13 protein-coding genes are annotated in these 11,942 nt (G+C 68.7%); 6 read left to right on the plus strand and 7 right to left on the minus strand.

Annotated elements, in window-relative coordinates; all coding sequences use genetic code 11:
• Window positions 1-50: 50 nt before the first annotated feature.
• On the minus strand, window positions 51-566 hold the full coding sequence (purE, locus tag MRAB57_RS02005; RefSeq protein WP_077086065.1) for a 5-(carboxyamino)imidazole ribonucleotide mutase: 516 nt from the start codon (window positions 564-566) through the stop codon (window positions 51-53).
• The gene (locus tag MRAB57_RS02010) at window positions 559-1,782 is read right to left on the minus strand and encodes a 5-(carboxyamino)imidazole ribonucleotide synthase (protein ID WP_077086066.1); all 1,224 of its coding nucleotides are present in this window, start codon (window positions 1,780-1,782) and stop codon (window positions 559-561) included. Before MRAB57_RS02010 ends, purE begins: the two co-directional genes overlap by 8 nt.
• 88 nt (window positions 1,783-1,870) lie before the next feature.
• Between MRAB57_RS02010 and MRAB57_RS02015 the strand changes: the two genes are divergently transcribed.
• Complete coding sequence (locus tag MRAB57_RS02015; RefSeq protein WP_077086067.1) at window positions 1,871-2,551, plus strand: GtrA family protein; 681 nt, start codon at window positions 1,871-1,873, stop codon at window positions 2,549-2,551.
• Here MRAB57_RS02015 and MRAB57_RS02020 read toward each other — a convergent pair.
• From MRAB57_RS02020 to MRAB57_RS02040, 5 genes are read right to left on the minus strand one after another with little or no spacing between them, the layout of a single operon-like run.
• Window positions 2,506-3,024 (minus strand): PH domain-containing protein, encoded by a 519-nt coding sequence (locus MRAB57_RS02020; RefSeq protein WP_077086068.1) that lies wholly within the window; start codon window positions 3,022-3,024, stop codon window positions 2,506-2,508. The two genes, MRAB57_RS02015 and MRAB57_RS02020, sit on opposite strands and share 46 nt — an antisense overlap.
• Window positions 3,025-3,034: 10 nt before the next feature.
• On the minus strand, window positions 3,035-3,871 hold the full coding sequence (locus MRAB57_RS02025) for a biotin--[acetyl-CoA-carboxylase] ligase (protein WP_077086069.1): 837 nt from the start codon (window positions 3,869-3,871) through the stop codon (window positions 3,035-3,037).
• Between the two features lie 17 nt (window positions 3,872-3,888).
• Window positions 3,889-5,448, minus strand: a complete 1,560-nt coding sequence (locus MRAB57_RS02030) for an FAD-binding protein (protein ID WP_077086070.1) — start codon at window positions 5,446-5,448, stop codon at window positions 3,889-3,891.
• Between the two features lie 2 nt (window positions 5,449-5,450).
• Window positions 5,451-6,050 carry a TetR/AcrR family transcriptional regulator gene (locus MRAB57_RS02035; RefSeq protein ID WP_077086071.1) on the minus strand — a complete coding sequence of 200 codons (600 nt, stop codon included), beginning with the start codon at window positions 6,048-6,050 and terminating at the stop codon, window positions 5,451-5,453.
• The gene (locus MRAB57_RS02040; RefSeq protein WP_216823723.1) at window positions 6,047-7,810 is read right to left on the minus strand and encodes a CocE/NonD family hydrolase; all 1,764 of its coding nucleotides are present in this window, start codon (window positions 7,808-7,810) and stop codon (window positions 6,047-6,049) included. Before MRAB57_RS02040 ends, MRAB57_RS02035 begins: the two co-directional genes overlap by 4 nt.
• A gap of 119 nt (window positions 7,811-7,929) precedes the next feature.
• On the opposite strand from MRAB57_RS02040, the gene MRAB57_RS02045 reads away from it, so the two are divergent.
• Genes MRAB57_RS02045 through MRAB57_RS02065 form a run of 5 tightly spaced genes read left to right on the plus strand, consistent with a single transcriptional unit; the run spans window position 7,930 to window position 11,862 of the window.
• On the plus strand, window positions 7,930-9,570 hold the full coding sequence (locus MRAB57_RS02045) for an acyl-CoA carboxylase subunit beta (RefSeq protein ID WP_077086073.1): 1,641 nt from the start codon (window positions 7,930-7,932) through the stop codon (window positions 9,568-9,570).
• Entirely contained in the window at window positions 9,567-9,830 is a 264-nt protein-coding gene (locus tag MRAB57_RS02050) for an acyl-CoA carboxylase subunit epsilon (RefSeq protein ID WP_077086074.1), read from the plus strand. Before MRAB57_RS02045 ends, MRAB57_RS02050 begins: the two co-directional genes overlap by 4 nt.
• The gene (locus MRAB57_RS02055; RefSeq protein ID WP_077086075.1) at window positions 9,827-10,480 is read left to right on the plus strand and encodes a Maf family protein; all 654 of its coding nucleotides are present in this window, start codon (window positions 9,827-9,829) and stop codon (window positions 10,478-10,480) included. The genes MRAB57_RS02050 and MRAB57_RS02055 overlap by 4 nt, the downstream gene beginning before the upstream one ends.
• 58 nt (window positions 10,481-10,538) lie before the next feature.
• Window positions 10,539-11,429: a sulfurtransferase gene (locus MRAB57_RS02060; RefSeq protein WP_077086076.1), complete on the plus strand. Its 891-nt coding sequence runs from the start codon at window positions 10,539-10,541 to the stop codon at window positions 11,427-11,429.
• A gap of 10 nt (window positions 11,430-11,439) precedes the next feature.
• Entirely contained in the window at window positions 11,440-11,862 is a 423-nt protein-coding gene (locus MRAB57_RS02065) for a SufE family protein (RefSeq protein WP_077086077.1), read from the plus strand.
• The last annotated feature ends 80 nt before the right edge of the window (window positions 11,863-11,942 follow it).

The raw sequence follows: 11,942 nt of genomic DNA on the forward strand, positions 1-11,942 counted from the left end.
CGAACTCCGCCGGCTCCTCTTCGGGCCGACACGGCCCGCGCCGTCGCCGGCTACTGGCCGGTAACTTTACCCTGGCGCTCCTGTAGGGCCGCATCCTTGGCCCGCACGCTCTCGGCCAGCCCCTCCTGGAATGCCACGACCCTGGCCCGCAGCGCGGCGTCGGACGAGGCCAGCATCCGGACGGCCAGCAGGCCGGCATTGCGTGCGCCGCCGATCGAGACGGTGGCCACCGGGACCCCGGCGGGCATCTGCACGATCGACAGCAACGAGTCCAGTCCGTCCAGCCGGGCCAGCGGCACGGGCACGCCAATCACCGGCAGCGGCGTCGCGGACGCCACCATTCCGGGCAGGTGGGCCGCGCCGCCGGCCCCGGCGATGATCACCTCGAGGCCACGGTCGGCCGCGCTGCGCGCGTAGTCGAACATCACGTCGGGCGTCCGGTGCGCCGAGACCACGCGCACCTCCGCCGGGATGTCGAACTCGGCCAGCGCGGCGGCGGCGTCGGCCATCACCGACCAGTCGCTGTCGCTGCCCATGATCACCCCGACGCGAGGCTGTTTAGCCATGTGGATCCCATCCGTCCGTCCACTGCCCATCCGACAACCAGTGTGCCGCCAGCTCGGCGCGCTCACGCAGCTTCCCGGGGTTCTTCAGGTCCGAATCGGTGCCCAGGAAGTTGATGTGCCCGATTTTGCGCCCGGGGCGCTCGGCCTTGCCGTATAGGTGCACCCGCGCGTCGGGCATCCGCGCGTACAGGTGGTGCAGCCGCTCGTCGAGCGTCATCTCCGGCTGCCGCGAGCCGCCGAGCACGTTGGCCATCACCGTGATCGGCACGATGGCGTCGGTGTCGCCCAGCGGATAGTCCAGCACCGCGCGCAGGTGCTGCTCGAACTGGCTGGTGCGGGCCCCGTCCATGGTCCAGTGCCCGGAGTTGTGCGGCCGCATCGCGAGCTCGTTGACCAGCAGGGTGCCGTCGCGGATCTCGAACAGCTCGACCGCGAGCACACCGACCACGCCGAGCTCGGCGGCCAGCCGCAACGCCAACTGCTGGGCACCCGCGGCCGAATCGTGGGTGAGCTCCGGGGCGGGCGCGATGACCTGCACGCAGATCCCGTCCCGCTGCACGGTCTCCACCACCGGCCACGCGGCGCCCTGGCCGAACGGCGACCGCGCCACCAGGGCCGACAGCTCGCGGCGCAGGTCCACCTGCTCCTCTGCCATCACCGGCACCCCATCGGCCAGAAAGTCCGCCGCGATCTCACGGGCGTGCGATGGGTCGCGGGCCATCCGGACCCCGCGCCCGTCGTAGCCACCGCGGACCGCCTTGACGACCACGGGGCCGCCCACCCGCGCCGCGAACGCTTCCAGCTGGTCGAGGTTCTGAATGTCGGCGTAGCGGGGCACCGGTGCGCCCAGCGCCTCGAGCCGGCGCCGCATCACGAGCTTGTCCTGGGCGTGCAACAACGCCTGCGGCGGCGGGGCCACATTGACGCCCTCGGCGACCAGCTTCTCCAGCAGCTCGTTGGGGACGTGCTCGTGGTCGAACGTCAGCGCGTCGGCCCCGGCCGCGACCCGGCGCAGGTCGTCCAGGTCGGTGTGCGAGCCGATCACCACGTCGGGCGCCACCTGCGCGGCGGGCTCGTCGGCGGCGGTGGCCAGCACCCGCAGCGTCTGGCCCAGCGCGATCGCCGCCTGGTGCGTCATCCGGGCCAGCTGGCCGCCACCGACCATCGCAACGACGGGAGCAGGAGATGGGCTACGTCTACTCGGCACGGGCATCATCGTGTCATGGCGTGTTGACCGGCGATGACATGCAATTGTTATGTACCATTTTGCGTCGTTTTCGCGTCCGTCCGTACACTCACGTCTTGTGTCCTTCGCCGATGCCACGATCGAGCGTTTGCCCGGGGTCCTTCAGCCCTTTGCGCAGCGCCATCATGAATTCATCAAATTCGCCATCGTTGGCGGCACCACATTTGTCATCGACTCGGCAATTTTCTACACGCTGAAACTGACGATTCTCGAGCCCAAGCCGGTGACGGCCAAGGTGATCGCGGGAATTGTCGCGGTGATCGCGTCCTACGTGCTGAACCGGGAGTGGAGCTTCCGCGGCCGGGGCGGGCGCGAGCGCCATCACGAGGCGCTGCTGTTCTTCGCCTTCAGTGGGGTCGGGGTGCTGCTGTCCATGGCGCCGCTGTGGGTCTCCAGCTACGTCTTCGGGCTACGGGTGCCGATGGTCTCGCTGACCGTGGAGAACATCGCGGACTTCGTTTCCGCCTACGTCATCGGCAACCTGCTGCAGATGGCGTTCCGGTTCTGGGCATTTCGGCGCTGGGTGTTTCCCGACCAGTTCGCCCGCGACCCCGACAAGGCCCTGGAGTCCGCCGAAACCGCGCTTACCGCAGGCGGTATCGCCGAAGTCTTCGAGGACGAAATCGAGGGTGGCTTGCTGAACGAGAACGTCACCCTGTTGCGCGTCTGGCGGAACCGGACCAGCCGGTCGAGTCAGCTCGGCGATTCCTCGGAACCCAGGGTGTCGAAGACTTCGTGATACAGCAGCGAGTGCACCTCGCGCAGTCGCGGAATGTCGTGAAACTCCAACGGATCTTGTGACGCCGACTCGATAATCAGCGTCCCGGTGCGAAACGCGCGCTCGGTCAGCCGGTCCCGGAATTCCACGCTGTTGATCCGCGCCAGCGGGATGTCGATGCCGCTGCGGGTCAGCACTCCGTGCCGAAACATCACCCGCCGGTTGGTGACCACGAAGTGGGTGGTCAGCCAGGTCAAAAACGGCCACAGGGTCAGCCAGCCGACGATCACCAGCCAGATTCCCCAGATGACGGCGTAGAGGATGTTCTTGGCGACCTGCTCCCAGTGCGTGGAGTTGAGGTAGCCGGACCCGAACGCCGCCAGTCCGGTCACGACGATGAACCCCACGACGGGCCAGATCAGCCGCTTCCAGTGCGGGTGGCGATGAATGACGACCTGCTCGCCGGCGGCCAACGCGTTGTCCGGATAGCCCATGGTCGAGACATTAGCCCCGCAGATGAATAACGTCACCCGCGGAAACCACGACGGTCTCGGCGCCGGCCTCCAGACACAACCTGCCCTGGTCGTCGATGGCGGTCGCAGTTCCGACCACTTCCTTGCCGCCGGGCAACTGCGCGCGCACCCGGGCACCGATCGTCAGGCTGCGCTCCCGGTAGTCGGCCGCCAGCTGCCAGTCCGCCCCGCGTGCGGCCCGCCACGCGAGGAAGCGCCCCCCGAGCTCGCGCAACAGCCGGCTGACCAGCTGGCCGCGGTCCGGCGCGCTCACCCCAAGGTCCAGCAGCGACGTGGGCGGATTAGCCCCGGACCCGTCGACCTCCCCGGGTGCCTGAGTTACGTTGAGCCCCAAGCCGATTACCACCACCGGCCGGGTGACCTCGGCGAGAATGCCCGCCAGCTTGCCCCGCGAATCCGCCGGCCCGGCCAGCACGTCGTTGGGCCATTTCAGGCCGGCCCGGACTCCGACCCCGTCCAGCAACGGGGCCAGCGCGTCGACGACCGCCACCCCGGTGGCCAGCGACAGCCAGCCCCATCCCTCGGTCGGCACGTCGACCACGCTGACCCCGACCGACATGGTGATCTGCGCGCGCGGCGAGGCCGACCAGCCGCGGCCGTGCCGCCCGCGACCGGCGGTCTGATGCTCGGCGATGAGCACGGCCCCGGCGATGTCTTCTCCCTCGGCCGCGCGGGCCAGCAAATCGGCGTTGGTGGAACCGGTTTGCTCGACGATGTCGAGCTTTCGCCAGCCCAGCCCGGTGCCGATCAACTCGGCGCGCAGTGCGGCGGCGTCCAGTGGCGTCCTGAGTTGGTCGGAGTCTGTCACCGGACCCAGCCTAGAACTCAGGGCCGACGGTCGCGCATGTCCATAGCGGCCAAATGGCTGAACAGCATGCTGGTTCCGATCGGGTTGCCCCCGCCCGGATACGCCGTGCCGCTGGGCGCGGCCATCGTGTTGCCCGCCGCGTACAGGCCGCCGATGGGATCACCGGACGCGTCGAGCACCCGCGCCGCGGTGTCGGTGCGCAGGCCGCCCTTGGTACCCAGGTCGGAGATGCCGAATGCCGCGGCGTGATACGGCGGGCGGGCGATGGCCACCAGCGGCGAGGCGCCCGCCGAGAACGCCCGATCGAAGGCCTCGTCGCCGCGGCCGAAGTCCTCGTCGACGCCTGAGGCTGCAAAACCGTTGAACCGCAACACCGTTGCCGCCAGATGCTCGCCCGGTATCCCGATCTTGGCGGCCAGCTCCTCCAGGGTGTCCGCGGTATGCCACAGGCCGGCGGCGACGTACTTCTCCGTCTCGACGATACTGACATTGGCCGCCTTGACCGGCGGCACCTCGCCCTCTTTGTCGTCGTAGATCATCCAGTACGGCAACGACATTGAGCCGTCCTGCAGCTGCGCGATGATCTCGCGGCCGGCCCGGTCGTAGGCCCGCGACTCGTTGACGAACCGGTTGCCGTCCTGGTTGACGAAGATGCCGCCGGTGAACCACAGCGCGAACGCCGAGCGCCCGTCGGGGTGGGTCATGCCCGGCGACCACCACGCCTGGTCCAGCAGGTCGGTGTCGGCGCCCGCGGCGATACCGGCCTGCAGCGCCAGGCCGCGACTTCCCGGGCCGCCCATGGTGTCTCGCGATACGCCGGGGACGCCGTAGCGCTGTCGCAGCTCGTCGTTGGCCTCGAAGCCACCGGCGGCCAGCAGCACGCCACGGCGGGTGCGGATCGCCCGGCGCTGCCCGCCGGTCTCGACGATCGCGCCCGTCACCCGTCTTTCTGGACCGTCGGACACCACCAGCTCGACGAGTTCCGTCTCACGCTGCAGCGACGCAGTCGGGTACTGCCCGATCGCCTTGAGGAAACGCGCGATCAGGGCGCGGCCCCCGAGGTAGTAGTCGGGAGGCGTCTCGGCGCCGAGCCGGTCGGTGTCCAGCGGCCCGCGGATGGCGTCGCGGAATTCGGGAGCGGCGGCCACCGCCAACGGCTTTGCCGCGATGTGGCGCTGGCCGTCCAGCCGCGCCTTGGGCGCCTTGCCGTAGTAGTCGGGCCAGGGCAGCGGCACGAATTTGATGGTCGAATCGGCTTCCAGGTACTCGATCAGCGGCGCGCCACCGCGGACGAAGGTCTCCTGCAGTTCGCGCGGGGTGCGGTCGCCGACGACGGCGCGGTAGTAGGTGAGCGCGTCCTCGATGGTGTCGTCGTCCATGCCGGCGCGGATCAGCACCGGGTTGCACGGGAACCAGACGCCACCGCCGCCGGAGTACGCGGTGGTGCCGCCGAATTTGTCGGTCGCCTCGACCAGCAGCACCTCGAGGCCCTCGCGGGCCGCGGTGTAGGCGCCGGTGACGCCGCCCCCGCCCGATCCGGCAACCAGTACGTCGCACTCCTGCGCCCAGTCGACCATCGCTACTCCTGCGCTGCCGTCAATACGTGGTGAATCGCCGGCGCCAGCCGCGCGATCAGCGTTTCGCTGTCCGCTTCCGCGAGGATCCGAACTCCCACGATTCGTCGTCCGACGACGATACCCACCAACATCGACGACGCCAGACCGGCACGCAACGCCGCATCGTCGGGGTCGCCGGGTCGCGAGCGGATGCCGTCGAGCAGCCGCGCCTGGATGAACGCGCGCAGCTGCTCACCCGCCTGCTCGTTGACGATCGCGCCACGCAGCATCGCCATCAACGGCTCGGAGTCGCGCGGATCGCCCTCCCACACGTCGAGAAAGGCGCGGACGACTCGCTCCCCGAGGTGTTCGTCGGGACCCTCGAACGCGGATCCCAAGCGCGCCAACGCTTCCGGGGTGATCGACATGACCGCGCCGAACAGCTCGTCCTTCGACCGGAAGAACTGCATCACCAGCGACGCGTCGACCCCGGCGTCGGCGGCGACCCGCCTGATCGTCGTGCCGGCATAGCCGTCGGCGGCGAACCTGGCGCGGGCCGCATCCAGAATGGCCTGCCGGGTGGTGCTCGCCCCCGGCCGCCGGCCGCGGCGCGCGGTTGTCATCCGGCCGGCTGGATCGGCAGTTGCAGATACGAGGCGCGCGATCCCCCGGTATGGACGACGTGTTGTCCGGTGTTGCGCGGCGAGTATTCGCGCAGCCCGGGCATCCAGGTGCCGAACAGGTTCTGCGCGCTGACGACGAGCCGAAGCTGTTCGCCGGGGTAGAAGACGAGACCGACTGGCAGCAAATCGATTTCGACGTCGACCACCTCGCCGGGAGTCAGCTTCTGGACCCGGTCGAAGCTGTGGGCGGGCACTTCGTCCGTCGATTGCGTCTCGTCCAGGTGCCGCATCGACACGCGCAGGCGACCGTCGGAACCCTTGTACCGCAGGATCGATGCCCCCCGTTCGGTGACGTCGTGGACCCGCGCGCCGTGATTGGGCACGGTGAACTGCTGCAGCGGCGTCCCGTGCCGATCGAGCTTCTGGACGAAGACGAACAGGTCCATGTCGTCGGCGCCCGTCGCTTCGACCCACAGCCGCGCCTTCGGATAGCCGACCATCGTGGTCTGCTCGCCGAAACGGACCAGGAATGAGACGAAGTTCGGGTTGGCCTGCGTGTCGTAAGCCGCGGTCGACGCCTGCGCCGGCGGCTCGGTGCCCAGCGTTCGCGAGGCGCCGTCCAGGTAGTACTTCGTGTAGGTGACATCGGCCGGGGGGAACTGCTGCGCGGGCAGATTGACCCGGTCGCCGCCCTCGAGGTCGAGCAGCGCGTACCGCACGCGCGGAGTCCGCTCCCAGCCGTTGTCGTCGCCCCGGAGGAAGTGGTCGAAGAATCGCCGCAGGTCGTCGGTGTTCGCCTCGTCGTAGTAGTCCGGCCACTCCTGGCTGTTGTGGATGCGCAGCCACTTCTGCTTCGACCCGATGCGGCGCCAGGCGCGAAAGGTGCCGGCCGTGTGCAGCGAGTTGGAATAACTGGCCACGACATACGCCGGCACGGTGATCCGCTCCACGCGCGGAATCTTGTTGCGCCACAGGTCATTGACGAGCGGGTAACGCTCGGCCTCGGCGAGGATGTCCTCCTTGCGGCCCTTGCCCCAGTAGCTGTTGTCGCGGAGCTGCCTGGCGAACCCGGTGTCGGGCATGCCGCCGCGCAGCACCAGATCGCGGTAGGTGTCGCTGACGCCTTCCCAGGGGTTGACCGCCGCCAGGTGCGGCGGTTGTTCGGCGGCGGCGAACCACTGCGCGACCGCGAGGTAGGAGGTGCCGCTCATCGCGACCTTGCCGGTGCACCAGTCCTGGGCGGCCAGCCATTCGATCAGGTCGTAGCAGTCCTGGCCCTCCTGGCGATCCCACAGGACGCTGTCGCCCTCGCAGTCGGACACCCCCCGAACGTCCGGGTTGCAGATCGCGTAGCCCCGCGCGCACCAGTAGGCCGGGTCGGGTCCCTCGAACTTGTGCAGGCCCGACACGATGTCGTTGGCCAGGCCGACCAGCCCGAACACCCCCATCGCGGCCGGGGCGCTGCCCTCCCCCTTGCCGTAGGGGCTCCACGCCACGATGACCGGCACCTTCTCGGCACCCACCGGTCGCAGGATGTCGACGTAGGTGGTGACGCCGTCGCGCATGGTGACCGCCACGTCCTTCTCCAGCACGATGTCGACCGGCAGCTCCCGGAACGCGGGCGCGAGCCGAAATCCCGCCGGCAGGGTCCGCGTGCCCGGATCGAACCCGCTCAGCACGCCGTATCGGTCGCCCGGTTCCAGCGGGCGAGACGGCATGAACACCATTTGTTCCCGGGCCGACGGGTCTGCGGAAGTCACTCCTGCAACCTACGATCCCGACGACCAAAACTCAACATCTGTTTATATTCGCAAATCGCCGACGAATATTTAAGGGCTGCTTAAGGGGGACCGACAGGGCTGCCGATAACATCGCTGCCATGACGAGCGTTACGGACCACACTGCGGAACCCGCCGCCGAGCACACCATCGACATCCACACCACCGCGGGCAAGCTGGCCGAGCTGCACAAGCGCCGCGAAGAGGCCCTGCACCCGGTCGGTGAAGAGGCCGTCGAGAAGGTGCACGCCAAGGGCAAGCTGACCGCCCGCGAGCGCATCCTCGCCCTGCTCGACGAGGACTCGTTCGTCGAGCTCGACGCGCTGGCCAAGCACCGCAGCAAGAACTTCGGGCTGGAGCACAACCGCCCGCTCGGCGACGGTGTGATCACCGGCTACGGCACCATCGACGGCCGCGACGTGTGCATCTTCAGCCAGGACGCCACCGTGTTCGGCGGCAGCCTCGGCGAGGTGTACGGCGAGAAGATCGTCAAGATCCAGGAGCTGGCCATCAAGACCGGCCGCCCCCTGATCGGCATCAACGACGGCGCGGGCGCGCGCATCCAGGAGGGTGTCGTCTCGCTGGGCCTGTACAGCCGCATCTTCCGCAACAACATCCTGGCCTCGGGCGTCATCCCGCAGATCTCGCTGATCATGGGTGCCGCCGCCGGTGGGCACGTCTACTCCCCCGCGCTGACCGACTTCGTCATCATGGTCGACCAGACCAGCCAGATGTTCATCACCGGACCCGACGTCATCAAGACCGTCACCGGCGAGGACGTCACGATGGAAGAGCTCGGCGGCGCGCACACGCACATGGCCAAGTCGGGCACCCTGCACTACGTCGCCTCCGGCGAACAGGACGCCTTCGACTGGGTCCGCGACCTGCTGGGCTACCTGCCGCCGAATAACTTCACCGATCCGCCGCGCTACGCCGAGCCGCATCCGCCCGGCGCCATCGAGGACAACCTCACCGACGAGGACCTCGAGCTGGACACGCTGATCCCGGACTCGCCCAACCAGCCGTACGACATGCACGAGGTGATCACCCGCATCCTCGACGACGACGAATTCCTGGAAGTCCAGGGCGGTTACGCGCAGAACATCGTCGTCGGGTTCGGCCGCATCGAAGGTCGGCCGGTCGGGATCGTGGCCAACCAGCCGACCCAGTTCGCCGGCTGCCTGGACATCAACGCCTCGGAGAAGGCGGCGCGGTTCGTGCGGACCTGCGACTGCTTCAACATCCCGATCATCATGCTGGTGGACGTTCCGGGCTTCCTACCGGGAACCGGCCAGGAATACAACGGCATCATCCGCCGCGGCGCCAAGCTGCTGTTCGCCTACGGCGAGGCCACCGTCCCGAAGATCACCGTCATCACCCGCAAGGCCTACGGCGGCGCCTACTGCGTCATGGGCTCCAAGGACATGGGCTGCGACGTCAACATCGCCTGGCCGACCGCGCAGATCGCGGTCATGGGCGCCTCCGGTGCGGTCGGGTTCGTCTACCGCCAGCAGCTCAAGGAGGCCGCCAAGGAGGGCAAGGACGTCGACGAGCTGCGGCTGCAGCTGCAGCAGGAGTACGAGGACACGCTGGTCAACCCGTACGTCGCCGCCGAGCGCGGTTACGTGGACGCGGTGATCCCGCCCTCGCACACCCGCGGCTACATCGCCACCGCGCTGCGCCTGCTGGAACGCAAGATCTCCCACCTGCCGCCGAAGAAGCACGGGAACATCCCGCTATGAGCGACGACGCGACGAGCGACGAGGCCACCACGGCCGACGAGACCCCGCAGCCGCACGAGCCGCGGATCCAGGTAGTCAAGGGACAGCCCACCGACGCCGAGCTGGCCGCGCTCATCGTGGTGCTGGGTGCCACCGGGGGCATGCCCCCGCAGCCGCCCACCGAGCGCACCCGCTGGGGCCTTCCGGTCGACAGGCTGCGGTTCTCGATGTCGAATTACCAGCGGCTCACGATGCAGCAAATCGCGCACATGAAGCATTGACCCGGGTCGTACTCGGGTCGGCCTCCACCGGCCGCCGCACCGTGCTGCGCCAGGCCGGCATCGATCCCCTGGTCGCGGTCTCCGGCGTCGACGAGGATCGCCTCATCGAAGAACTGGGGCCCCAGGCCCCGCCGGACGAGGTCGTCTGCGCGCTCGCCAGAGCCAAGGCCGCGCAGGTGGCCGGCGAGCTGGACCCCGGCGTCGCGGCGGATTGCGTTGTCATCGGCTGTGATTCGATGCTCTACCTGGACGGCCGACTCTGCGGCAAGCCCGGGTCGGCGGACGCCGCCGTGCGCCAGTGGCACCTGATGCGCGGCCGGTCCGGACAGCTGCACACCGGACACTGCCTGCTGCGGCTGGTCGACGGCGCCGTCACCCACAGCGAAGTCCAATCAGGCTGTACCACAGTACATTTCGGCAATCCGACCGACGCCGATCTGAGCGCCTACGTCGCCAGCGGCGAGCCGCTGGGGGTCGCGGGCGGGTTCACCCTGGACGGCCTGGGCGGCTGGTTCATCGACCGGATCGAGGGCCATCCCTCGAACGTCATCGGGCTCAGCCTGCCCCTGCTGCGCGGCATGCTGGAGCGAATCGGGTTGTCGATCAACGCCTTGTGGGCCGCCGGCCCCGACGCGGACGAACGCATCTGATCCGGCAGCTCATGCGCCGCCCGGTGCTGGTTGGGGCCCTGACGGTAGGCTCGGTTTTGTGCCGCTACCTCCCGATCCAAGCCCAACGCTGACCGGTTACGCCCACCCCGAGCGATTGGTCACCGCCGACTGGTTGTCCGGCCACATGGGCGCGCCCGGTCTGGTGATCGTCGAATCCGACGAGGACGTTCTGCTCTACGACGTCGGCCACATCCCCGGCGCGGTCAAGATCGACTGGCACACCGACCTCAACGACCCGCGGGTCCGCGACTACATCAGCGGCGAGCAGTTTGCCGAACTCATGGATCGCAAAGGCATCTCGCGCGACGACACCGTGGTGATCTACGGCGACAAGAGCAATTGGTGGGCGGCCTACGCGCTGTGGGTGTTCACGTTGTTCGGCCACCCCGACGTCCGGCTGCTCAACGGCGGGCGCGACCTGTGGCTGGCCGAACGGCGCGACACCAGCCTGGAGGTGCCGACCAGAACGTCGTCGGGCTATCCCGTCGTGCAGCGCAACGACACCCCGATCCGGGCGTACAAGGACGACGTGCTCGCCGTCATCGGCAGCCAGCCGCTGATCGACGTCCGCTCGCCCGACGAGTACACGGGCAAGCGCACCCACATGCCCGACTACCCCGAAGAGGGCGCGCTGCGCGCCGGGCACATCCCCACCGCGCGCTCGATCCCGTGGGGCAAGGCGGTCGACGAGAGCGGCCGGTTCCGCAGCCGCGAGGAGCTCGAGGAGCTCTACGACTTCCTGCAGCCCGACGACAAGACCGTCGTCTACTGCCGCATCGGCGAGCGGTCCAGCCACACCTGGTTCGTGCTCACGCACCTGCTCGGCAAGCCGGACGTCCGCAATTACGACGGCTCCTGGACCGAGTGGGGCAACACCGTGCGAGTGCCGATCGTCGCGGGCGAAAGCCCCGGCGTCGTACCCGCCTGAGGGCCGCCGGATGAGCATGCCCGCGCCGTTGGCCGAGGTGGTGTCCGACTTCTCCGAAGTGCAGGGCCAGGACAAGCTGAGGCTGCTGCTGGAATTCGCCGACGAGCTGCCGGCCCTGCCCGACGACATGGCCGAGGCGGCCATGGAGCCGGTGCCCGAATGCCAGTCGCCGCTGTTCCTGCATGTCGACGCCGACGACCCGAACCGGGTCCGGCTGTACTTCAGCGCGCCGGCCGAGGCGCCGACCACCCGGGGTTTCGCGTCCATCCTGGCCGCCGGCCTCGACAACCAGCCCGCCGCCGACATCCTGGCCGTGCCAGAGGATTTCTACACCGAGCTTGGCCTGGGCCCTCTGATCAGCCCGCTGCGGCTACGCGGCATGTCGGCGATGCTGGCCCGCATCAAGCGGCGATTGCGAGCTACTCCCGAGTAACCAAGGAATTCCGACACCGCCTCATCGGCCCGGCGGCGCGGCGCTTAGACTTCCCCCGAAATCGTTGTAAGAAATTCTCT

It is taken from the genome of Mycobacterium rhizamassiliense, assembly GCF_900157375.1.
In the GTDB taxonomy this organism is placed as follows: Bacteria; Actinomycetota; Actinomycetes; order Mycobacteriales; family Mycobacteriaceae; genus Mycobacterium; species Mycobacterium rhizamassiliense.